Annotated in this window: 18 protein-coding genes, 1 other RNA gene and 1 other annotated feature; of the genes, 10 read left to right on the top strand and 9 right to left on the bottom strand. The window is 66.1% G+C overall.

The window, feature by feature from the left end; genetic code table 11:
• Positions 1-37: 37 nt before the first annotated feature.
• The 3 genes from GGQ90_RS03930 to ssrA all read right to left on the bottom strand — a co-directional run bounded on the left by GGQ90_RS03930 (position 38) and on the right by ssrA (position 2,981).
• Positions 38-1,693: a hypothetical protein gene (locus GGQ90_RS03930; protein ID WP_188080930.1), complete on the bottom strand. Its 1,656-nt coding sequence runs from the start codon at positions 1,691-1,693 to the stop codon at positions 38-40.
• Positions 1,694-1,946: 253 nt separating this feature from the next.
• Positions 1,947-2,327, bottom strand: a complete 381-nt coding sequence (locus tag GGQ90_RS03925; RefSeq protein WP_188080929.1) for a tetratricopeptide repeat protein — start codon at positions 2,325-2,327, stop codon at positions 1,947-1,949.
• Positions 2,328-2,626: 299 nt separating this feature from the next.
• Positions 2,627-2,981, bottom strand: a transfer-messenger RNA (tmRNA) gene (gene ssrA, locus GGQ90_RS03920).
• A 24-nt stretch (positions 2,982-3,005) separates the two neighbouring features.
• On the opposite strand from ssrA, the gene GGQ90_RS03915 reads away from it, so the two are divergent.
• Positions 3,006-3,770 (top strand): NRDE family protein, encoded by a 765-nt coding sequence (locus tag GGQ90_RS03915; RefSeq protein WP_188080928.1) that lies wholly within the window; start codon positions 3,006-3,008, stop codon positions 3,768-3,770.
• Positions 3,771-4,255: 485 nt separating this feature from the next.
• On the opposite strand, the gene GGQ90_RS03910 is transcribed toward GGQ90_RS03915, so the two are convergent.
• The 3 genes from GGQ90_RS03910 to GGQ90_RS03900 all read right to left on the bottom strand — a co-directional run bounded on the left by GGQ90_RS03910 (position 4,256) and on the right by GGQ90_RS03900 (position 6,614).
• Positions 4,256-4,597 (bottom strand): gamma-glutamylcyclotransferase family protein, encoded by a 342-nt coding sequence (locus tag GGQ90_RS03910; RefSeq protein ID WP_188080927.1) that lies wholly within the window; start codon positions 4,595-4,597, stop codon positions 4,256-4,258.
• A 16-nt stretch (positions 4,598-4,613) separates the two neighbouring features.
• Positions 4,614-6,011: an aldehyde dehydrogenase family protein gene (locus tag GGQ90_RS03905; protein ID WP_188080926.1), complete on the bottom strand. Its 1,398-nt coding sequence runs from the start codon at positions 6,009-6,011 to the stop codon at positions 4,614-4,616.
• A 174-nt stretch (positions 6,012-6,185) separates the two neighbouring features.
• Positions 6,186-6,614: a cupin domain-containing protein gene (locus GGQ90_RS03900; protein ID WP_223178084.1), complete on the bottom strand. Its 429-nt coding sequence runs from the start codon at positions 6,612-6,614 to the stop codon at positions 6,186-6,188.
• A 76-nt stretch (positions 6,615-6,690) separates the two neighbouring features.
• Between GGQ90_RS03900 and rnr the strand changes: the two genes are divergently transcribed.
• Complete coding sequence (rnr, locus tag GGQ90_RS03895; RefSeq protein ID WP_188080924.1) at positions 6,691-9,003, top strand: ribonuclease R; 2,313 nt, start codon at positions 6,691-6,693, stop codon at positions 9,001-9,003.
• Between the two features lie 137 nt (positions 9,004-9,140).
• On the opposite strand, the gene GGQ90_RS03890 is transcribed toward rnr, so the two are convergent.
• Positions 9,141-9,584, bottom strand: coding sequence for a hypothetical protein (locus tag GGQ90_RS03890; RefSeq protein ID WP_188080923.1), 444 nt, complete (start codon positions 9,582-9,584; stop codon positions 9,141-9,143).
• Between the two features lie 118 nt (positions 9,585-9,702).
• On the opposite strand from GGQ90_RS03890, the gene GGQ90_RS03885 reads away from it, so the two are divergent.
• On the top strand, positions 9,703-10,293 hold the full coding sequence (locus GGQ90_RS03885; RefSeq protein WP_007708936.1) for an anthranilate synthase component II: 591 nt from the start codon (positions 9,703-9,705) through the stop codon (positions 10,291-10,293).
• Positions 10,294-10,421: 128 nt separating this feature from the next.
• Here GGQ90_RS03885 and GGQ90_RS03880 read toward each other — a convergent pair whose 3' ends face one another.
• Complete coding sequence (locus GGQ90_RS03880; protein ID WP_188080922.1) at positions 10,422-11,912, bottom strand: SulP family inorganic anion transporter; 1,491 nt, start codon at positions 11,910-11,912, stop codon at positions 10,422-10,424.
• A 75-nt stretch (positions 11,913-11,987) separates the two neighbouring features.
• Positions 11,988-12,043 (bottom strand) — a sequence feature (sul1 is cis-regulatory element that is thought to sense ions involved in sulfur or methionine metabolism; They are found in Alphaproteobacteria).
• Between the two features lie 163 nt (positions 12,044-12,206).
• Here GGQ90_RS03880 and trpD point away from each other — a divergent pair.
• From trpD to lexA, 5 genes are all read left to right on the top strand, one after another.
• Positions 12,207-13,199, top strand: coding sequence for an anthranilate phosphoribosyltransferase (gene trpD, locus GGQ90_RS03875; RefSeq protein ID WP_188080921.1), 993 nt, complete (start codon positions 12,207-12,209; stop codon positions 13,197-13,199).
• Positions 13,196-13,987, top strand: a complete 792-nt coding sequence (gene trpC / locus GGQ90_RS03870) for an indole-3-glycerol phosphate synthase TrpC (protein ID WP_188080920.1) — start codon at positions 13,196-13,198, stop codon at positions 13,985-13,987. Before trpD ends, trpC begins: the two co-directional genes overlap by 4 nt.
• Positions 13,984-14,469, top strand: coding sequence for a cyclic pyranopterin monophosphate synthase MoaC (moaC, locus tag GGQ90_RS03865; protein ID WP_188080919.1), 486 nt, complete (start codon positions 13,984-13,986; stop codon positions 14,467-14,469). Before trpC ends, moaC begins: the two co-directional genes overlap by 4 nt.
• Complete coding sequence (locus GGQ90_RS03860; protein ID WP_188080918.1) at positions 14,466-15,650, top strand: molybdopterin molybdotransferase MoeA; 1,185 nt, start codon at positions 14,466-14,468, stop codon at positions 15,648-15,650. The genes moaC and GGQ90_RS03860 overlap by 4 nt, the downstream gene beginning before the upstream one ends.
• Positions 15,651-15,746: 96 nt before the next feature.
• Positions 15,747-16,424 carry a transcriptional repressor LexA gene (gene lexA, locus GGQ90_RS03855; RefSeq protein ID WP_188080917.1) on the top strand — a complete coding sequence of 226 codons (678 nt, stop codon included), beginning with the start codon at positions 15,747-15,749 and terminating at the stop codon, positions 16,422-16,424.
• Here the strand turns inward: lexA and GGQ90_RS03850 are convergent.
• A complete protein-coding gene (locus tag GGQ90_RS03850) occupies positions 16,415-18,547 on the bottom strand; it encodes a ComEC/Rec2 family competence protein (RefSeq protein WP_188080916.1) in 2,133 nt (710 codons plus the stop codon). The genes lexA and GGQ90_RS03850 overlap by 10 nt on opposite strands.
• Before the next feature lie 49 nt (positions 18,548-18,596).
• Here GGQ90_RS03850 and gltX point away from each other — a divergent pair, with 49 nt between their 5' ends.
• Together gltX and gltA are read left to right on the top strand one after the other, a co-directional pair.
• Entirely contained in the window at positions 18,597-20,039 is a 1,443-nt protein-coding gene (gene gltX / locus GGQ90_RS03845) for a glutamate--tRNA ligase (protein WP_246428111.1), read from the top strand.
• Between the two features lie 20 nt (positions 20,040-20,059).
• A complete protein-coding gene (gene gltA / locus GGQ90_RS03840; RefSeq protein WP_188080914.1) occupies positions 20,060-21,346 on the top strand; it encodes a citrate synthase in 1,287 nt (428 codons plus the stop codon).
• The last annotated feature ends 52 nt before the right edge of the window (positions 21,347-21,398 follow it).

Raw genomic sequence — 21,398 nt, 5'->3', positions numbered from 1 at the left:
ATGGCCGCATCCCGCCCCGCATCAGATCCGTCCCGTCTTAGAGCGGGATCGAGGTGCAGGCGCGGCGGCCGTTGCTGGTGCTGTCAAACGGCGCGTAGGCCGAGTTGCAGGTCCAGCCGGCATACCAGGTGTCGTTGGCGTCCTTGACCGCGCCGACATAGGTCGTCGTGTCGAAGAAGCTGTCCAGCGTCTTGGCGTCGATCGCGGTGGCGGCGGTTTCGGCCGCACCGTTGATGAACACCGCACTCAGCGAGGCCGTGTAGGCATCATTGTTGTTGTTGCCGCTGAAGATCGCGGCGACATCGGCGGCGGTGTAGGCGGTCGCGCCGCTACCCGAACCGATATACTTGGTCGCGTTGCACTGCATCAGCACCGAACGGGCAGTCAGCGTGGCGCGGGTCGCGGCGGTGCCGGTGCCGTGCAGGCGGACACATTCGTTGTTGGGCGACACGACGATGCCGTTCACCAGCGACAGGTCGCTGTTGCCGCGGTTCAGGATCGACGCCTGGTCATTGGCTTCGTTGTTGCTGCTGACCTGCGACTGGATCGCGGTGAAGTTGGCGACGATCGTGTTCTGGCGCGGGGTATCGCTTTCCAGGCCATTGCTGTCGATTTCCATCAGCGCATCGCCCTGACCCGGACGCTGCACGATCAGCACATATTGGAAGCGACCCTGGATGCCGACGTCGGCGTCAAGACTGTCATCGTCCGCGCCAGTGGCGATGTAATGCTTCATACGGACGGTGCCGCCGAAGAATTCCGCGCCATCGTCCGAGCTGTTGAAGCTCTGGATATAGTCGAGCGTAGTGGCGCTGCCGGTGCCTTCGGTGGTCAGCGCCTGCAGTTCCGAGTTGGAACCCAGAACATAGCCCGAATAGCGGATCTGCACATATTTCATCGTGCCGGCATTGTAGGCGTCGTCGCGACCGCCATAGACGGCCGGATCGGCCGAACCTTCGGTCTGGCGCTCGCAGGTGTCGGCGCCCACCGAGCCGCCGCTGTTACAGTCGGTAACGCGCGCACGGCCCATCAGCACGACGCCGCCCCACTGACCCATCGAGTTTTCGGTCGAGTTGCCGTTGATATTGTCGCGGCTGGTGAAGACGATCGGCGCGGTCGCGGTGCCGACGGCGTTGATCTTGTTGCCACGGTTGACGGCCAGCCAGCTGGTGCCGGTGCCGCCATAGACGATGACGCCCGGTTCGATCGTCAGGGTGACGTTGGTGTCTGCGGTCAGCTGGCCGCCGGTCAGCGTGAAGCCGTTGGCGGTGGTGCAGCCCACGGTCGAGCTGGTGACGGGGGCCGACGTAGTGGGCGCAGCGAAGCCGCTGTCGCAGCCAACGTCGACGCGGCCCTGCATCTGATAGACCAGGCCGGCGATCTTCGGCAGCGTGATGCTGCGCGCAATGATCGAAGGCAGCGTGCAGACGCGCCAGGCATCACCGTTCGAGCTGGAAATGGTGCCACCGTCGGTCAGGCCCTTGGGGTCGGCGATCGTCGGGCAGCCGGCGGCCGGGGTAACGGCGGCCGGGGTCGGCGTGGGGGTCGGGGTCGGCGTGGGGGTCGGCGTCGGGTTGATGATGACGTCGCCGCCGGTGCCGGGCGAAGCGATGTCGTCCGCGCCGCAAGCAGCCAGCGCCGCGCAGGCGCAGCCCGCCATCAGGATATTATGGATACGGTTGATCTTGGCCATGTCGTCTCCGCTCCGGCTTCTGCCGGGTTTGTTGCGATGCGGAGCGCAAGGGGGAAAAGCGAATCGGACAACGCCCCCTGTCGCCCTCGGAAGCGGCAGGTAGGCGCGGTAAATGACAGCCTCATTTTCCTTTTATGACAGATCAGGGTCGTTAAAATTACATTTCAAAGACAGTGGCCCCGCCGCCACAGCCAACAGAAAGGGGCGCCGCCCACCGGGCGACGCCCCTGCGCGAGCCACTGAAACAGGGCGTTCAGCGCATCGCATAGCTGGTATTGAGACGCCCGGCGGCCCGCTGCGCGATCGATCGCGAGGATTCCTCGCTGCCATCGGCCAGCACCAGCATCATGTCGGGCACGCGCGACACCGCGGCATAGGCCTCACGCGCATCGCTGGTGCGACCCATGCCGGCATAGGCATTGCCCAGGTTGATCAGGCGCGCCGGATCATTGATGGTGTCGGGCCAGACCGCCTGCAGCTTGCGGGCAGCCTTGTCGAAATCATGGGCGAGCAGCGCCGACGCGGCCAGACCCGCATCCGGCACGACGCTGACGATCACGTCATCCGCCGCCGACGCCATGGCCGGCACTGCCGAAGCCAGAAGAAAGCCCGCAACTGCCACAGCCTTGAACATCGATTTTCTCCGAAAAAAACTTTCCAACATAGCCGGAATTATTTCATCTTGATGACATCGGCACAAGATCAGGCATGGGCGCCGATTCCATTTTATATCGACGCAATTTCATTGCCTTATGTGATTTTCACATCAGTGTCATAAAAGTGAAATCGAATTCGGTATGCAAATTTCATCCGATTCGAATCGCATCATGGACGCGAAAAAAGACCATGCGCCGCAAGCGGCGTGGCCTGAAAAAACAGCATCTGATGGATTGGGTCCGGAGGCTTCTGTTGCCCGGCGCCTCCGGGGGCCGCTGAATTCCCTTCTGTTGCCCGGTGGGTTCAACCGCGCTATTTTAGAGTAATGTCAGGCCGTGAGGCCCTCAATTACGCTGCAATGGCGAGTGCTTCGTTATCGTTGGCACTTGTGAGTTTTGCACAGTTTAACGGCTTACACGGGCCGGGTAAAAGCATCGCCTTTGAACACACGTCGATCCTAGTTCGGCCCCGTCAGACATCCCGCCAGACCAAAGGCCTTCCGGGACATGTGGTGGAACCGCCGGGTACTGCCCCCGGGTCCGCTGCGTCTATTATACGACACGATTTATCACCATAGCCGGGCGAACCCGGCACCCCCTATATGGCGGCGGCCGCGCCATTTATCAAGCCGGTGTTGAATGATGGAGGCGGCAATATGTGTATCGTGGCACTGGCCTGGTGGGCGCACCCGCGCTGGCAGCTTGTCCTGATCGGCAATCGCGACGAATATCATGCCCGCCCCGCCGCTGCGATGGCCCGCTGGGACGATCGACCGGGTCTGATCGCCGGGCGCGATTTGCAATCGGGCGGCACCTGGCTCGGCGCGGACGAAGAGGGCCGGGCCGCCGTCATCACCAATTTGCGCGGCTTCGGCGATCCCCTGCCCGACCGCGCCTCACGCGGCACGCTGGTCACAGACCTGTTAGCGGGCACCGGCACCTATGCCGATCCTCAGACCGCAGCGCTCGACGATTTCAATCCGCTCAATCTGCTGCTGGCCGACCGCGACCGGCTCGTCTTCCTCACCAATCGCCCCGAACCCCAGCGCAGCCTGCTCGCGCCCGGCCTCTATGGCCTCTCCAACGGCCCGCTCGACCAGCCCTGGCCCAAGACGCTCGCGCTCAAGGACGCGATGCTGCAATGGCTCGTCGCCGGCGCGATCGATCCGAAAAACCTGTTCGATGCGCTACGCCGCGAAACCCTGCCCGCCACCGGCATCGCCCCGGCCACGCCGTCCGACGCCCCGCTGGAGCCACCCCTCTCCCCCATCTTCATCCGCAACCCCGTCTATGGCACCCGCTGCAGCAGCATCCTCGCCATCGCGCCCGACGGCACCGGCCTGGCGCTGGAACGCCGCTTCGACGCGCAGGGCGAGGTCACAGGCGACAGCCACATCCCCTTCCATTGGCCGACAGCCTAATGACAGCGATACTTGCTACCGCCCCAAACAACCAAAAGCGGCCCTCACCATCTTCGTCATCCCGGACTTGATCCGGGATCCATTCAGCGCTCCCTATCCGCCGTAGCGCAGAATGGATCCTGACTTTCGTCAGGATGACGCCGGCTGTGATTGGCAAGAAGCGACCATCTTCCGTCATTGCGAGCGGAGCGGCTACTCCCAATTCCTCCCCTGCAAGGGGAGGGGGACCACGAAGTGGTGGAGGGGTGTCACGCTATCGAGAGGGGGACACCCCTCCGTCTGGCCTACGACCAGAAGCGGACCTGTTCCCCCTCCCGCAGGCGGGAGGGGTTGATGGGAGGCGCGTGACTCCCATCAAGGGGGTGGGCTGGACGTTGCGAAATCCCACCCCGCTGCGACTAACGCGCTGCGCGCGCAAGTCTCGCTGCCCCTTCCGCTTGCGGGAGGGGAATGACAGGACACCACCCAATTCAGCCCCCGCCCAACTAAGCCCCCTTGCCCCCATAGACAAAGGCCCGCCGCCCCGACCGCAGCAGCACCTCCCGCCGGACATAGCCGACCTCATAGGCGTCGGCACTGGCGACATCCGCTTCCGTCAGGCGAAACAGCGTCCCTTCCACCGCGTCCTCGGGATCGTCGCTCGGCTCGACCATCGGGTGCCAGCGCCTGCCGCTCTTGGCGATCACGTCGGGGTCGCTGATCTCGATCATACGCTGGCGATAACCCGGCATCGCGTCCGGCTCGCCCTGCACCAACCGGCCGAACAGCGCCCTCTGCACCTCCGCCAGCCGCAGCGTGCCATAGGAAAAGAGCAATATCTCGGTCATCACCACGCCTCTCGCTTCAGTCCAGCGCCGCGTTGACGATGCGGATCTGGGTGAATTCCTCCACCCCGGCCAGCCCCTGGTGCCGGCCGATGCCCGATTGCTTGGCGCCGCCGATCGGCACGTCGAAGGGCAGGTCGAACAGCCGGTTGACCCAGACCAGCCCGCTGTCGATCCGCGCCGCCATCGCCTGCCCGCGCGCCGCATCGGCGGTCCACACCGACGCGCCCAGCCCATAGGGGCCGTCATTCACCCGGCGGACCAGTTCCGCCTCGTCATCATAGGCGAGCAGCGGGATGATCGGCCCGAACTGCTCCTCGCGCACCAGCCGCGCCTCGTCGGGCAGGTCGGTGACGATGGTCGGCGCAATATAATAGCCGTCCCTCTCCATGGGGGCGCCACCGTGCAGCACCCGCCCCTGCGCCCGCGCCTCCGCCAGCAGATCGACCAGCCGCGCATATTGCGCCGCATTCTGCACCGGGCCGATCGTCGTGCCGGCCGCCCGCCCGTCGCCGACCACCGCCCGCTGCGCGCAGGCAACCAGCGCCGCGCCCAGTGCCGGCACCAGCGCGCGCGGCGCATAGATGCGCTTGACGCCCAGGCAGACCTGCCCGGCATTGCCCATCGCCCCGTCGAACAGGATCGGCGCCACCGCCGCGACATCGGCATCGTCCAGCAGGATCGCCGGATCATTGCCGCCCAGTTCCAGCGTGAAGCGCTTCACCGTGTCGGCGGCCGCCGCCATCACCCGCCGCCCGGTCGCGGTCGATCCGGTGAAGCTGACATGGGCAATGCCCGGATGCGCCGTCAGCATCGGCCCGACATCGCCGGCATCGCCCAGCATCTGCACCACCCCGGCGGGGAAGATGTCGGCCGCCAGCGCGCCCAGCATCAATGTCGTCAGCGGCGTCGTCGGCGCGGGCTTGGCGATCACGACATTGCCCGCGATCAGCGCCGGCGCGAGCTTGAGCGCCAGCAGCAGCAGCGGATAATTCCACGGCACGATCGCCGCCGCCACGCCCAGCGGATGGCGCTGCTCGACCACGCGCTCGGTCGCGCTGTCCTTCAGCACCACCGGCTCCAGCCGCAACCCGGCATGATAGCGCAGCGCCGCCACCGCCCCCTCTATCTCGCCCCGCGCCTCGGCCAGCGGCTTGCCCTGTTCCTGCGTCAGGAGTGCGGCGAAATCCTCGGCCCGGCCCTCCAGCGCATCGGCCAGCGCCGCAATCCGCGCGCCACGCTCGGCAAAGTCCAGCGCGCGCCAGCCGGCAAAGGCCCGCTGCCCGGCCGCCACCGCCCGCTCCACCTGCGCCGCATCGGCACAGGGCGCGGCGGCAAAGACCTGCCCGTCCGCCGGATTGACAAGGTCGATCGCGCGCGCGCCATCGACCAGCTCACCATCGATAAGAAGCTGCATCCGGCCCCTCTACCGCCAAGCCTGTCCTACAGCCAGCCCGACGGGCTAGAATGCAGCCATGTCCTGCGTCCGCACCACCGACAGCCCCCTCCCCGATCCCGCAACAAGATTTCCAACATCTGTTCCAAAATATCAGAATGTGCGGGAAATATGCGAAGTTAAGCGGAGGATTTCCTATTTTTCCGCCGGCGCCTCGACCCGGTCGCCATGGCTTTTGGGTGTCGAATTGACCAGGAAATCGACCGGTGCGCCGCTCCTGTTCTGCGCCCGGTGCGACACGCCCGGCGGTATTTCCAGCCCTTGACCCGCTTTGAGCACATGGGTCACCCCGCCCGCCTCCAGCGTCAGTTCGCCCGACAGGACATAGAAGAATTGCCGCGCCCGCTGGTGATAATGGCGCACCTCCGCCCCACCCGGCACGATCCGTTCCTGGATCACCGACATTGCGTCGCGCTTCACCAGATGCCAGCCGTCATTGCTGCCGCCCCAGACATAATGTTCGGCATTGGCCCTGTCGATCGGCGCGATCGGAACGTCGGGCGGAGCGTCGGGCGGGGCGTCGGGTGCGGCGGCGAGCAGCAGGGGCAAAAGCAGGATCGTCATGCCCGGCCCAACGATCCGCCCCCACCATCCCGCCATGCCACTGGCGCACACCCGGCCGCCCCCCTATAGCTGGACCATGGCATCGACCGAAAAACAGAAGAAAGCCCCCGCGCGCACCAAGGTGCGCCCCGCCGGCTTCCCGACCCGCGATGAGGTGGTGGACTTCATCACCAGCTCCGACCAGCCCGCCGGCAAGCGCGAGATCGCCAAGGCCTTTGGGCTGAAAGGCCAGGAAAAGATCGCCTTGAAGGCGCTGCTCAAGGACATGGCCGACGAAGGGCTGATCGACATCGGCCCGGCCCGCGCCTTCCACAAGATGGGCGGCGTGCCCAAGGTGACGGTGCTGCGCATCGTCGATGTCGACGACACCACCCTGATCGCCACCCCCGAACGCTGGGAGGCCGAGGGCCAGCCCGCGCCCCGCATCCGCGTGGTCGAACGGGGCAAGCGCGGCGCGCTGACGATCGGCGACCGCATCCTCGCCCGCACCGAGGAAGCGGGCAAGGGCTGGATCGCCCATCCGATGAAGAAGCTTGCCAAGGCGACCGAGATGCTGCTCGGCGTGGTCGAGGAAATGGCCGATGGCAAGCTGTGGCTGCGCCCGGTCGACAAGCGCATCCGCAAGGATACGCCGATCAGCGACATCGGCACCGCGAAGAAGGGCGACCTGGTCCTGGCCGAGCCGACCGGCCGGCCGCCGCGGATCAGCGCGCGCGTCACCGACATTCTCGGCGATCCCTTCGCCCCGCGCAGCTTCAGCCTGATCGCGATCCACAAGCATGGCATCCCCCATGTCTTCCCCGAAGCGGTGGAGGAGGAAGCAGTCACCGCGTCGAAGCTGCCGCTGCATGAGGACAAGCGCGAGGATCTGCGCCATTTGCCGATCGTCGCGATCGACCCGGTCGATGCCCGCGACCATGACGATGCCGTCTGGGCGGCGCCGGACGAAGACCCCGCCAATGAAGGCGGCTACAAGGCGATCGTCGCGATCGCCGATGTCAGCTATTATGTCCGCCCCGGCAGCGCGCTCGACCGCGAAGCGCGCAAACGCGGCAACAGCGTCTATTTCCCCGATCTGGTCGTGCCGATGCTGCCGCACCAGCTCTCGTCCGACATGTGCTCGCTGCGCGCCGGGCAGGACCGCGCCGCCATGGCCTGCCATCTGGTGATCGATGCGCAGGGCAAGGTGAAGAGCTTCCGCTTCTCCCGCGCCATCATCCGCGTCGCAGCCGTCCTCGCCTATGAAAATGCGCAGGCGGCGATCGACGGCGAGCAGGAAAATGAGCTGCTCGAACCGGCCCTGAAACCCCTCTGGGCCTGTTGGGCGCTGCTGCGCAAGGCCCGCGAAAAGCGCGATCCGCTCGCGCTCGACCTGCCCGAACGGCGCGTCGTCCTCGACGAATGGGGCAAGATCGTCAGCGTCGCGGTGCGCGAACGGCTCGACGCCCATATGCTGATCGAGGATTATATGATCGCCGCCAACGTCGCCGCCGCCAAGGCGCTGGAGGCGAAGAAGGCGCCGGTCATGTACCGCGTCCATGAAACGCCGGGCCGCGACAAGCTGGTCGCGCTCAAGGAATATCTCGCCACCTTCGACATCGACTTCGCGCTCGGTCAGGTGATCCGCCCGTCCACCTTCAACCAGCTGATCAAGAAGGTCGGCGAGTCGGAGGAGAAGGAGCAGATCATGACCCAGATCCTGCGCTCCCAGACCCAGGCCTATTATGCGCCGCAGAATATGGGCCATTTCGGCCTGGCGCTGGGCAGCTACGCCCATTTCACCTCGCCAATCCGCCGCTATGCCGACCTGCTGGTCCATCGCGCGCTGGTCGGCGCCTATGATCTCGAACTGCCCGCGCCCAAGGACAGGGCGATCCCCGATCGCTCCTCCCTCAGCCAGGAGGATTATGAGAATATGGGCCGGGTCGGCGAGATGATCTCGGGCCATGAACGCCGCGCGATGGAGGCGGAGCGCGAGACGATCGACCGCTATGTCGCCGCCTTCCTGTCGGCCCATGTCGGCGAAGTGGTGAAGGCGCGGATCACCGGCGTCCAGAATTTCGGCTTCTTCGCCACGGTCGAGGGGCTGGGCGGCGACGGCCTCGTGCCCGTATCGACGCTGGGCGCCGAACATTTCTTCTTCGACGAAGCGGGCAAGGCACTCCAAGGCGTCGAAAGCGGCGACCGCTACACGGTCGGCCAGCGGCTGGAACTGCGCCTCGCCGAAGCCGATCCGATCAACGGCGCGCTGCGCTTCGAACTGCCCGACAATCCTTCCCCGCGCGGCAGCCCGCTGAAACGCGACCGCACCCGCCCGAAAATCCACCGCGGCCGCCCCACCAACATCCGCCACATCGGCAACAGCCGGGGCAAGCACAAGAAACGCTAAGGGATGGGCGGCGGAGCGCTGCCGCCCCCCCCCCTTTTACTCCGTCATGCCAGCGCAGGCTGGCATCTCATTTTTCTTCATAGGCCGAAAGAAAGAGAGATCCCAGCCTGCGCTGGGATGACGAAAGAACCATTGCGTCATTCAACATCAAACGATGCGGCGATAGCTAAAGCTTCATCATATTCTGATCGGGCGAACTCGAAAGGTCCGAAGCCGCTATAGTCACGCTTTGGTCGATGAGGTTGGGCGAAAGCATTCCATGTTACAATTTGATCATCCGATTGAACATGAGCGATCAACGGCCAACAACCAGCTTCGCCACACTCGCAAAACAACGTGTAAATTTCACCAGCCTCATCGCCTTCAATTGGCCCCTCTCGGCCCATGAAATACGAAGTCAGCGGACCGAGGTTGAAATATGCCGGCACTATGCCGCCGTAGCCACCCGCCGGATCCATATAGCCATTGGCACGCTCAAAGGCTTCCACAAGATCGGCCAATGTGACGCCGTCGATACAGGGCATCAACGATACAGGCCCCCCATCCAGATATTCGATTTTGAACGTAAGCACTTGGGTCATTAGGTAGCCTAGATCGGCTGAATGCAATTCTGCAAATGATCATTGGCCGATACCCGACAGTGGAAATCCCCCACATCCCCTTCCCCCCATCGTCATCCGCGCCTATAGGCTGTGTCCCATGATCCTCGTCATCGACAATTATGACAGCTTCACCTGGAACCTGGTCCATTATCTGATGGAGCTGGGCGCCAAGGTAGAGGTCGTGCGCAACGACGCCATCTCGGCGGGCCAGGCCCTGTCGAGCGGGGCCAAGGCCTTCCTGCTGTCGCCCGGTCCCTGCACCCCCAATGAGGCGGGTGTCAGCCTGGATCTGGTTGCGGCCTGCGCCGATGCCGGCGCGCCGCTGCTGGGCGTGTGCCTGGGCCATCAGGCGATCGGCCAGCATTTTGGCGGCAAGGTGGTGCGCGGCGGGCTGATGCACGGCAAGACATCGCCGGTGCGCCATGACGGCACCGGCCTGTTCGCCGGCCTCCCCTCGCCCTTCACCGCGACCCGCTATCACTCGCTGATCGTGGAGGATATTCCGGCCGACCTGGTGGTCAACGCGACCAGCGAGGACGGTTCCGTCATGGGCTTCCGCCACGCAACCCTGCCGATCCATTCGGTCCAGTTCCACCCGGAAAGCATCGCGACCGAACATGGCCATGACATGCTGGCCAATTTCATGAAGATCGCCGGCATCCCGGTCCGCGAACGCGAAGCGGCGTAAGCCCGCTTTTGCCCAATTTCACTACCGTCATCCCGGACTTGATCCGGGATCCATTCAGCGCTCGCACGCCGGGATAGCGCCGAACGGATCCTGACCTCCGTCAGGATGACGGCAGGGCGAGCCGCATGTCAGTGCGGCACCGCCCCCGTCTCCACCCCGGTCTTGTCGTGCAGGGCGAAGCGGTCGACGATGTCGGCGCTCGCCCGGTTATAGCCGACCACCTCGACCATGCGGCCCTCGCGCCGCAGCCGGGCGATGATCTTGTCGAGCGCCCCGACACCCGAAATATCCCAGAAATGCGCGCCCGACACGTCGATCCGCACATGGGTCGCGCTTTCCTCGCCCGTGAAGGCGCGGGTGAAGCGGTCGACCGAGGCGAAGAAGATCTGGCCGGTGACGCGATAGGTCGCCCGGCCATCGGCCACGCTGCGCTCCACCGCGAACATGCGCTGCACCTTGGCCGCGAAGAAGATGCCCGACAGCAATACGCCGGTCAGCACACCCAGCGACAGGTCGCGGGTCGCCACCACGACCACCACCGTCGCCAGCATGACGGCCGAGGAGGTCGGCGGATGGCGCCGCAGATTGGCGATCGAGGCCCAGCTGAAGGTGCCGATCGACACCATCACCATCACCGCGACCAGCGCCGGCATCGGAATGCGCCCGACCCACGGCCCCAGCACCGCCAGCAGAAACAGCAGGAAGGCGCCGGCAACGAAGGTCGACAGCCGCCCGCGCCCGCCGGACGTGACGTTGATCACCGACTGGCCGATCATCGCGCAGCCGCCCATGCCACCGAACAGGGACGCGACGATATTCGCCCCGCCCTGCCCCATGCATTCGCGCTGCTTGTCGCTGTCGCTATCGGTCATGTCATCGACGATCTGCGCGGTCAGCAGCGATTCGAGCAGGCCGACCGCCGCCATCGTCACCGAATAGGGCAGGATGATGCGCAGCGTGTCCCAGGTCAGCGGCACCTGCGGCAAGGCAAGGCTCGGCAGCCCTTCGGGCAGGCGCCCCATGTCGCCAACGGTATGGACCGGCAGGCCCAGGCCGATCGACAGCGCACTCAGCAGCGCGATCGCCACCAGCGGCGCCGGCACCGCTTTCGTGATCCGGGGAAAGAGATAGATGATGGCGAGGCCACCCAGCACCATCGCATAGGTCTGCCAGCCGACGTTCGTCAGCTGCGGAAGTTGCGCCATGAAGATCAGGATCGCCAGCGCATTGACGAAGCCGGTGATGACCGATCGCGACACGAACTGCATCAGCAGGTCGAGCCGCAACAGCCCGGCGATGATCTGCACCACACCCATCAGGATCGTGGCGGCAAACAGATATTCCACGCCATGGTCGCGCACCAGCGGCCCGACCAGAACGGCGACGGCAGCGGTCGCGGCAGAGATCATCCCCGGCCGCCCGCCGATCAGCGCGATGGTGATGGCGATCGCCACCGAGGCATAGAGGCCGACGCGCGGATCGACCCCGGCGATGATGGAAAAGCCGATCGCTTCGGGGATCAGCGCGAGCGCGACGACGATGCCGGCCATGATGTCATGGCGCGCCGTCCGGGCGTCGCTGAACCATTGGCGGCGATAGCGGCTGAAAAATTGGGTCATGTCGAAAATCCACATCAAGGCACATGATCGGGCTTTGGGCGCCACCACGGGCGCGCGTTCGATAATCATGTGTGATGTTGTCCGGCGGATCGGCGGCCGGAATAGCCACCCGGAATTTCACCGGGTCCATGCGAATGGCGGCCTTCTACAGCCCTGCCCTGTCATTGCAACCCCGGCCGCTTCACACCCGACACGTCGAGCCGATTGCCGGACCACGCAACAAAATTCCAATTGGCGGGCAAATAGCATGTCGCCCTCGACTTTCGCGCGCAGGCGGGACTAAAGGCTTGGCCCATGACCCAGTTGCCCGATCCCAGCGCGCCCCTGGCCGCCGACGAAGCCGCCCGCGCCTTCGACCTGCTGTTCGACGCCGACCTGTCGGACGAGGTGATCGCCGGCTTCCTCGTCACCATGGCGCGGCGCGGCGAGACCGCGACGGAGATTGCTGCCGCCGCTCGCGCGATGCGCGCCCGGATGATCCCGGTCGACGCGCCCGACGGCACGATCGACGTCTGCGGCACCGGCGGCGACGGCCATCATACGCTCAACGTCTCCACCGCCGTCAGCCTGGTGGTGGCCGCCGCCGGCGTGCCGGTCGCCAAGCATGGCAATCGCGCCGCCTCGTCCAAGGCGGGCGCCGCCGATACGCTCGAAGCGCTGGGCCTCGATCTCGATCGTGCCGCCGCCACGGCGGAAGCGACGCTCAAGGATCTGGGCATCTGCTTCCTGTTCGCGCAAAATTATCATCCTGCGCTCAAACGGCTCGGCCCTATCCGCCGGTCGATCGGCGAACGCACCATCTTCAACCTGATGGGACCGCTCGCCAATCCCGCCAATGTCCGCCGCCAGCTCGTCGGCATCGCCCGCCCCGCCTATGTTCCCATCTATGCCGATGCGCTCGGCCAGCTTGGCGCCACCCATGCGATGATCGTGTCGGGTGACGAGGGGCTCGATGAACTCTCGCTCGCCGGTGGCAACGACATTGCCGAGGTGACGGCCGACGGCGTGGTTGCGATGCGCCGGTTGACCGCCGCCGACCTGGGCCTCTCGACCCATCCCGTCACCGCCATTCGCGGCGGCGACCCGGCCCATAATGCCGCGGCGCTGCGGGCCTTGCTTCAGGGCGAAGCGGGCGCCTATCGCGACGCCGTGCTGCTCAATGCCGCTGCCGCCCTTGTCGTCGCGGATGCCGCCCACGATCTGCATGACGGCGTCGAACAGGCCGCTGAGTCCATCGACAACGGCCTTGCCAACGCGCTCCTCAATTGCTGGATTGCCTATCAATGACCAACAAGCTCATCGAAATCTGCGATTTCAAGCGCGAGGATGTCGCCCGCCGCAAGGCCGCGACCACCGTCGCCACGCTCCACGCCCGCGCCAGCGAGCAGACCCCGCCGCGCGGCTTCCGCAAGGCGCTGGACGATGCCGCCCGCTCGGGCTTCGGCCTCATTGCCGAGGTGAAGAAGGCCAGCCCGTCCAAGGGGCTGATCCGCGCCGATTTCGATCCGCCGGCCCATGCCGTCGCCTATGCAGCCGGTGGCGCCGCCTGCCTCTCGGTGCTGACCGATGAGCCTTATTTCCAGGGTCATGACGATTATCTGATGGCCGCCCGATCGGCCTGCCCGCTGCCGGTGCTGCGCAAGGATTTCATCGTCGATCCCTGGCAGATCCTGGAAAGCCGCGCGCTCGGCGCCGACGCGATCCTGATCATCGTCGCCGCGCTGGAAGATAGCCAGATGCAGGAGATCGAGGACGCCGCGCTCGGCCTTGGCATGGATGCCCTGATCGAGGTGCATGACGAGGCTGAACTGGAGCGCGCCCTCAAGCTCCGCTCACGCCTGATCGGCGTCAACAATCGCGACCTGCGCGACTTCAGCGTCGATTTCGCCCGCACCTATGAACTCGTCGGCAAGGCGCCCGAGGGCTGCACCTTCGTCGCCGAAAGCGGCCTTGGCTCGCATGCCGACCTTACCGCCATGGCCGATCATGGCGTGCGCTGCTTCCTGGTCGGCGAAACCCTGATGCGCCAGGCCGATGTCGAGGCGGCGACCCGCAACCTGCTGACGGGCGCATGACCGGCCTCACCCATCTCGACGCGGATGGCGCCGCCCGCATGGTCGATGTCTCGGCCAAGGCCGTGACCGCGCGCGAGGCGGTGGCCGCCGGCCGCATCACGATGGCGGCCGGCGCCGCGCAGGCGATCGCCGCCGGCCTCGTCAAGAAGGGCGATGTGCTGGCCGTCGCCCGCGTCGCCGGCATCATGGCGGCCAAGCGCACCGCCGAACTGATCCCGCTCTGCCACCCCATCCCGCTGAGCGCCGTCACCATCGACTTCACCCTCCACGACGACGGCGTGACCGTCACCGCGACCGCCCGCACCGCCGGCCAGACCGGGGTGGAGATGGAGGCGCTGACCGCCGCCACCGCCGCCTTGCTCACCGTCTATGACATGGCCAAGGCGCTCGATAAGGGCATGGTAATCGGCGATGTTCGCCTGCTCGCCAAGCGCGGCGGCAAGTCGGGCGACTGGACCGCGCCGGAGAGCAGCGGCCGATGAGCCTGATGCCGGTCGCGGACGCGCAGGCGCGGCTCCTTGCCCTTGCCGCCCCGCTGCCGGCCGAACTTGTGCCTGTCGCCGCCTGTGCCGGTCGCTGGCTCGCTGCCGACATCACCGCCCTGCGCGACCAGCCCTGGGCCGACCTTTCCGCGATGGACGGCTATGCCGTGCGCGCATCCGAAGGCGCCGGGCCATGGCATGTCGTCGCCACCAGCAGCGCGGGCCATGCCGATATACCGGCCCTGCAACCGGGACAGGCTTGCCGCATCTTCACCGGCGCGCCCTTGCCGGCCGGCACGGACGCCATATTGATCCAGGAAAATGCCACGCGCGACGGCGATCGACTGACCCCGCATGACGGCACCCTGTCGCCCGGCAGGCATGTCCGCCCGCTCGGCTCCGATTTTCGCGCCGGCACGCCATTGCTAAACGCCAGCAGCCGCCTCACGCCGGGCCAGATCGCGCTCGCCGTGCTGGGCGGCCATGGCAGCCTGCCGGTCGGCGCGCGGCCGCGCATCGCCCTGCTCTCGACCGGCAACGAACTTGTTGCCCCCGGCGCGCCGACGCCGCCGGGCTATCTCCCCTCATCCAACGCACCGATGCTCGCCGCCCTGCTCGCCGCCCTGCCCTGCGACGTGATCGACCTCGGCATCGTGCCCGACGATCTCGCCGCCATGACGCAGGCGCTGGAACAGGCGGCGCAGGCCGACATCATCGTCTCGACCGGCGGTGCCTCGGTCGGCGACCATGATTATGTCCGCCCGGCCTTCGCGGCGGCTGGCGGCACGCTCGATTTCTACAAGATCGCGATGCGGCCGGGCAAACCGCTGATGGCCGGACGCCTGGGGAACGCCACCTTTCTCGGCCTGCCGGGCAATCCGGTCTCCGCCTTCGTCACCGGCACCCTCTTCCTCTGCCCCCTGGTCCGCCATCTTGCCGGATCGCGCGCGCCGCTGCCGCCCGTCGTACAGGCCCGCCTTGCCGCACCGCTGGGAGCGACAGCGGAGCGCGACGATTATCTGCGGGCGTATCGCGGCGCCGACGGCATCGTCTCGGTCACCTCGCAGGACAGCGCCGCCACCGCCGCCATGGCGCTGGCCGACTGCCTGATCCGCCGCCCGGCCGGCTCAGCCCCCGCCATTGCCGGCGACATGGTCGACATCATCCCCCTGACCGCCTGACGACCTGACCGGCAAAAGCGGCGCGTGGCTTAACGCGCTTGACTTGCCTCGTTCCGTTTCCTATGCGTTCTTCATTCGTTCCATGGAGGACCGCCGATGTTGACGCCCAAGCAGCAGGAATTGCTGAGCTTCATTCAGACCCGGCTGGAAGAAGGCGGCGTGTCTCCTTCGTTCGAGGAGATGAAGGACGCGCTCGACCTGCGTTCCAAGTCCGGCATCCACCGGCTGATCAATGCGCTGGAGGAGCGTGGCTTCATCCGTCGCCTGCCCAACCGCGCCCGCGCGCTCGAAGTGCTCAAGCTGCCCGATGCGATGCACCGCGCACCTGCGCCTGCACTTCCGACGCCCAAGGTATCGGCGCCCGCCGTACTGCTGCCGACCGCCGCCAATGACGTGATCGAAATCCCGTTGCACGGCCGCATCGCCGCCGGCGTGCCGATCGAGGCGATGGAAAGCCACACCATGCTCTCCGTCCCCGCTGCGCTGCTCGGCTCTGGCGATCATTATGCCCTGGAAGTCTCCGGGGACTCGATGATGGAGGCCGGCATTCTCGACGGCGACTTCGCGCTGATCCAGCGCACCGATGTCGCGCGCGAGGGTCAGATCGTCGTCGCCCTGATCGACGACGCCGAAGCGACGCTCAAATATTTCCGCCGCGAAGGATCGCGCGTCCGGCTCGATCCCGCCAACGCCGCCTATGAACCGCAGGTCTACGATCCCCGCCAGGTCCGCATCCAGGGCAAGCTCGCCGGCCTGCTGCGCCGCTACAACTGACCGGACTTTCGGGGCCGGCGACGCACGATCCACGGATGCGCGTCGCCGGGCCGATGGACGGTGTGAACTTTGCCGCTTTCAAGGCCAATCGACAGGCCGCCGGTGCGCGATAGCAACCGGCGGTCGATCTTCATCCAGCGCGGCCGGCACCACCAGGGCAGGCCCCGGTCGCTGATGACGATGTCGGCGGCCGCGCAGTCCCGCTCCAATATCGGCCGATCGACCAGCATCGCGTTGCGCGTCACCAGCAACTGCCAGTCGCGCCCGCCCCGTGGCAACGTCACCGCACATAGATCGCTCGAACAGCGCGCCTGCTTCATCGCCGCGATCGCCTCCAGCCTCCCGCCATAGCCCGCGCTCTCGCTCAGCACGTCGCGGACATAATCACCCGCCCCCTCGCGCAGCAGCGCCATCGTCCCCCCCGGTGTTCGCACCGCGACATGTCGTCCGTCGCCCGTCACCACGATGTCGGGCGGCGCCAGCAGCGCGATGCCGATCAGGCCGACCGCGACCGGACCAAGCCCCAGCCAGCGCCAGCGACTGCGCCAGAGCAGGCACCACAGGCCGCCCACCAGGATGATCGCGAACAGCCCGCCCGGCACCGCCGGCGCCAGCATCACCGCCATCGGGCTCGCCGCCACGCCATGCGCCACCGCCAGCAACAGCGCGATCGCCTTGCCGGTCAGCCACCAGAAGGGCGCGCCCAGCCCGACGAGGTCGAAGCCCAGCGCCAGCGCCTCCAGCGGCATGATGACGAAGGTGGTGAGCGGGATCGCGACCAGATTGGCCACCGCGCCCAGCAAACCTGCCTTGTGAAAATGGAAAAGCGCGATCGGCGCCAGCACCAGTTCGATGACAAGGCCGGTCATCAGCATCGCCGCCGCCGTCCGCCCGGCCTTGCGCAGCCCATGCTCGTCCCGTGCCATCGCGAACGCCTTGAACCGGCGATGCTCGCCCAGCGCCACCAGCGCGACCACGGCGGCAAAGCTCATCTGGAAGCTCGGCCCGATCAGCGCCTCGGGCCAGAAGGCCAGCACCACCAGCGCCCCGGTCGCCACCAGCCGCAAAGTGATCGCCTCACGCCCCAGCGCCAGTCCGCCCAGCACCAGCAGCGCCGCGATGCAGGATCGCACCGTCGGCACCTCCGCCCCGGTCAGCAGCGTATAGCCGATCCCCGCCAGGGCGCCGCCGCCCGCCGCGATCAGCATCAGCGGCCAGTCCAGCGCCGCGCGCGGGATCAGCGCCAGCAACCGCAACAGCAGGAATATCACCGCCCCGACCAGCGCCGTCACATGCAGCCCGCTGATCGACAACAGATGCGCCAGGCCACTGCGCCGCATCGCCTCCGCATCCGCCTCGGTAATCGCCCCCTGGTCGCCGGTCGCCAGCGCCACCGCGATCCCCGCCGGCGCGCGCGCCACCTGTCCGCTGATATGATCGAACAGCCGCGCCCGCAGCGTCGGCCCCTCACGCGCCAGCTCCACCACCTCCACCGGCGCCAAGGCCCGCCCGGTCGCGCCAATCCCCTGAAAATAGGCGCGCCGCGCGAAATCGAACGCGCCCGGCACGCTTGGCGGCGCGGGCGGCATCAATCGCACGCGAAAGCGCAGCACCGCCCCCTTGCCCAGCCCTTCGGGCACATCCGCCTGTGCGATATTCACCCGGATCGCCGTGGGCAGCGCCGGCGCCTCGATCGGCCGCAGCCCCACCCGCACCATCTGCTGCGCCGGCAGCTTGGCAACCGCCGTCACGCTCCCCGTCACCTGTACGAATATGGGACGGGCCAGAGGCGATTGTCCCAGCCACGTGGCCTTGCCCCAGACCAGCAGGCACCCGATGCAGGCGAGCAACCCGGCCGCCACCAGCATATGACGCAATCGCGCACCGTCCGGCAGCAACAGCGCCAGGCAGGCTAGCCCCAGCCCGCCGCAGCAAAAGGCCAGCCAGTCCGCCGGTCCCGGCAGCACGAACCATCCGGCAATGCCCGCGCCCAGCGCCACCGGCACCCACAGCGCCAGTTGTTCGCGCTCCCGTTCCAGCCATTGTTCGATCCGCGCAAATCCATTGTGCGCAATACGCACCGTCCTGCGCCCAACGGACGTTTGTCGTGGCTCAAAAGCCATGCTAGGGGGCGTCGCATCCATGGATCAGGCAGGAAGAATGTCAGCGAATATGACGGCAAGTGCAACGGGATTGAACAAGCAGGTGGTGACCCGTTTCGCCCCGTCGCCAACGGGCTTCCTGCATATTGGTGGCGCCCGCACCGCGCTGTTCAACTGGCTGTTTGCGCGCCATCATGGCGGCAAGTTCCTGCTCCGCATCGAGGATACCGATCGCGCCCGCTCCACCGAGGAAGCCGTGGCCGCCATCTTCGACGGCCTGGAATGGCTGAACCTGGGCGGCGATGAGCCGGCCGTGTTCCAGTTCGAGCGCACCCCGCGCCATGCCGAGGTCGCCAATCAGCTGCTCGCCAATGGCCATGCCTATCGCTGCTATGCGACGCAGGAAGAGCTGGCCGAACTGCGCGAACAGCAGCGCGCCGCCAAGCAGCCGATGCGCTATGACGGCCGCTGGCGCGACCGTTCGCCCGAGGAAGCGCCCGAAGGCGCGCCCTTCGTCATCCGTATCAAGGCGCCGCGGACCGGCGAAACGGTGATCGAGGATGCGGTGCAGGGCCGCGTCGTGGTGCAGAATGCCGAGCTGGACGACATGATCCTGCTGCGGTCGGACGGCACCCCCACTTACATGCTGGCCGTCGTGGTCGACGATCATGACATGGGCGTCACCCATGTCATCCGCGGCGACGACCATCTCAACAATGCCTTCCGCCAGCTGGCGATCATCAAGGCGATGGGCTGGGAAGAGCCGGTCTATGGCCATATCCCGCTGATCCACGGGTCGGACGGCGCGAAGCTGTCGAAGCGCCACGGTGCGCTCGGCGTCGATGCCTATCGTGACGAGATGGGGATGCTGCCCGAAGCGGTGCTGAACTATCTGCTGCGCCTGGGCTGGGGCCATGGCGATGAAGAGATCATCTCGATCGAGCGCGCCATCGAACTGTTCGATATTGACGGCGTCGGCCGCTCCCCCTCGCGCTTCGACATCAAGAAGCTGGAAAATCTGAACGGCCATTATCTGCGCGAGGCCGACGAGCCGCGCCTGGCCGCCCTGGTCGCCCCGCGCGTTGAGTCGCGTCTCGATACGCAACTGAATGACGCCCAGCGCGATATTTTGACCCAGGCGATGGTTTCGCTCAAGCCGCGGGCCAAGACGCTTAACGAAATTGCAGAAGGCGCAGAGTTTCTGTTCAAATCTTGCCCGCTCGATTTTGACGAGAAGGCGTCTGCTCTGCTAGATGAACCCGCGCGTGAGCTGCTGAAAAAGACAGCCGACGCTCTCCAGCCCGTCCAGTCCTGGACGGTTGAAGCGATCGATGAAGTGATACGCCGCGTGGCAGAGGATGCGGGGCTTGGCCTGGGCAAGGTGGCACAACCGCTTCGTGCGGCGCTCACCGGGCGCACGGTCTCGCCGGGTATTTTTGATGTCCTCTTCCTTCTGGGGAAAGAGGAAAGCTTGAAGCGACTGACCGCCGCAGGGCACGCGGTGGCCGGTTGACGGCAGTTAAGGAGAAAAACATGTCGGATAATAATGCCAGTTTGACCGTTGGCGGAGAGGCCAAGGACTATGCCATTCTCGATGGCACCGTCGGTCCCCAGGTCATCGACGTTCGCAAGCTCTACGCCAACACCGGCATGTTCACCTACGATCCGGGCTTCACCTCGACCGCCAGCTGCGAATCGGGCCTGACCTATATCGATGGCGACGCCGGCGTGCTGCTGCACCGTGGCTATCCGATCGGCCAGTTGGCCGAACAGTCCAGCTTCATGGAAGTCTGCTACCTGCTGCTGAACGGCGAACTGCCTTCGGCCAAGGAACTGGCCGACTTCACCACCACCATCACGCGCCACACCATGGTGCATGAACAGCTGACCGCCTTCTTCCGCGGTTTCCGTCGTGACGCCCATCCGATGGCGATCATGGTGGGCGTCGTCGGTGCCCTGTCGGCCTTCTATCATGACTCGACCGACATCAACGATCCGGAACAGCGCCGCATCGCCAGCCACCGCCTGATCGCCAAGATGCCGACGATCGCGGCGATGGCGTATAAATATTCGGTGGGTCAGCCCTTCGTCTATCCGCGCAACGACCTCAGCTACACCGCCAACTTCCTGAACATGACCTTCTCGGTCCCGGCGGAAGATTATAAGATCGATCCGGTCGTCGTCGACGCGATGGACAAGATCTTCACCCTGCATGCCGACCATGAGCAGAACGCGTCGACCTCGACCGTCCGTCTCGCCGGCTCGTCGGGCGCCAACCCGTTCGCCTGCATCGCCGCCGGCATCGCCTGCCTGTGGGGTCCGGCGCATGGCGGCGCCAACGAAGCCGCGCTCAACATGCTGCGCGAAATCGGCACCGTCGATCGCATCCCGGAATATATCGCCCGCGCCAAGAACAAGGACGATCCGTTCCGCCTGATGGGCTTTGGCCATCGCGTCTACAAGAATTACGATCCGCGCGCGACCGTGATGCAGAAGACCGCGAAGGACGTGCTGGAAAAGCTCGGCGTCAACGACCCGATCTTCGACGTCGCCAAGGAACTGGAGCAGATCGCGCTCAACGATCCTTACTTCATCGAGAAGAAGCTCTACCCGAATGTCGATTTCTATTCGGGCGTGATCCTCTCGGCGATCGGCTTCCCGACCGAAATGTTCACCGTGCTCTTCGCCCTCGCCCGCACCGTGGGCTGGGTCGCGCAGTGGAACGAAATGATTTCGGACCCAGCGCAGAAGATCGGCCGTCCGCGCCAGCTCTACACCGGCCCGACGCAGCGCGACTATGTCGCCGTCGACAAGCGCTAAGACGCGGTCACAAGAGACAAGAGGAACGGCGCCCCATCGGGCGCCGTTTTTC

This window comes from Sphingobium scionense (genome assembly GCF_014197035.1).
In the GTDB taxonomy this organism is placed as follows: Bacteria; Pseudomonadota; Alphaproteobacteria; order Sphingomonadales; family Sphingomonadaceae; genus Sphingobium; species Sphingobium scionense.
Note: the sequence above shows the minus strand (reverse complement) of the source record. Positions and strands in the feature narration are given on the sequence as shown.

Bases quoted from the DNA above. Each gene is read 5' to 3' on its own strand.
- trpC (WP_188080920.1), top strand. From the start codon at position 13,196: ATGACCAACAAGCTCATCGAAATCTGCGATTTCAAGCGCGAGGATGTC.
- GGQ90_RS03860 (WP_188080918.1), top strand. From the start codon at position 14,466: ATGAGCCTGATGCCGGTCGCGGACGCGCAGGCGCGGCTCCTTGCCCTT.
- GGQ90_RS03885 (WP_007708936.1), top strand. From the start codon at position 9,703: ATGATCCTCGTCATCGACAATTATGACAGCTTCACCTGGAACCTGGTC.
- moaC (WP_188080919.1), top strand. From the start codon at position 13,984: ATGACCGGCCTCACCCATCTCGACGCGGATGGCGCCGCCCGCATGGTC.
- GGQ90_RS03930 (WP_188080930.1), bottom strand. From the start codon at position 1,693: ATGGCCAAGATCAACCGTATCCATAATATCCTGATGGCGGGCTGCGCC.
- gltX (WP_246428111.1), top strand. From the start codon at position 18,597: ATGACGGCAAGTGCAACGGGATTGAACAAGCAGGTGGTGACCCGTTTC.
- rnr (WP_188080924.1), top strand. From the start codon at position 6,691: ATGGCATCGACCGAAAAACAGAAGAAAGCCCCCGCGCGCACCAAGGTG.
- GGQ90_RS03850 (WP_188080916.1), bottom strand. From the start codon at position 18,547: ATGGCTTTTGAGCCACGACAAACGTCCGTTGGGCGCAGGACGGTGCGT.
- lexA (WP_188080917.1), top strand. From the start codon at position 15,747: ATGTTGACGCCCAAGCAGCAGGAATTGCTGAGCTTCATTCAGACCCGG.
- GGQ90_RS03900 (WP_223178084.1), bottom strand. From the start codon at position 6,614: ATGACGATCCTGCTTTTGCCCCTGCTGCTCGCCGCCGCACCCGACGCC.
- GGQ90_RS03905 (WP_188080926.1), bottom strand. From the start codon at position 6,011: ATGCAGCTTCTTATCGATGGTGAGCTGGTCGATGGCGCGCGCGCGATC.
- GGQ90_RS03910 (WP_188080927.1), bottom strand. From the start codon at position 4,597: ATGACCGAGATATTGCTCTTTTCCTATGGCACGCTGCGGCTGGCGGAG.
- GGQ90_RS03890 (WP_188080923.1), bottom strand. From the start codon at position 9,584: ATGACCCAAGTGCTTACGTTCAAAATCGAATATCTGGATGGGGGGCCT.
- gltA (WP_188080914.1), top strand. From the start codon at position 20,060: ATGTCGGATAATAATGCCAGTTTGACCGTTGGCGGAGAGGCCAAGGAC.
- GGQ90_RS03880 (WP_188080922.1), bottom strand. From the start codon at position 11,912: ATGACCCAATTTTTCAGCCGCTATCGCCGCCAATGGTTCAGCGACGCC.
- trpD (WP_188080921.1), top strand. From the start codon at position 12,207: ATGACCCAGTTGCCCGATCCCAGCGCGCCCCTGGCCGCCGACGAAGCC.
- GGQ90_RS03915 (WP_188080928.1), top strand. From the start codon at position 3,006: ATGTGTATCGTGGCACTGGCCTGGTGGGCGCACCCGCGCTGGCAGCTT.
- GGQ90_RS03925 (WP_188080929.1), bottom strand. From the start codon at position 2,327: ATGTTCAAGGCTGTGGCAGTTGCGGGCTTTCTTCTGGCTTCGGCAGTG.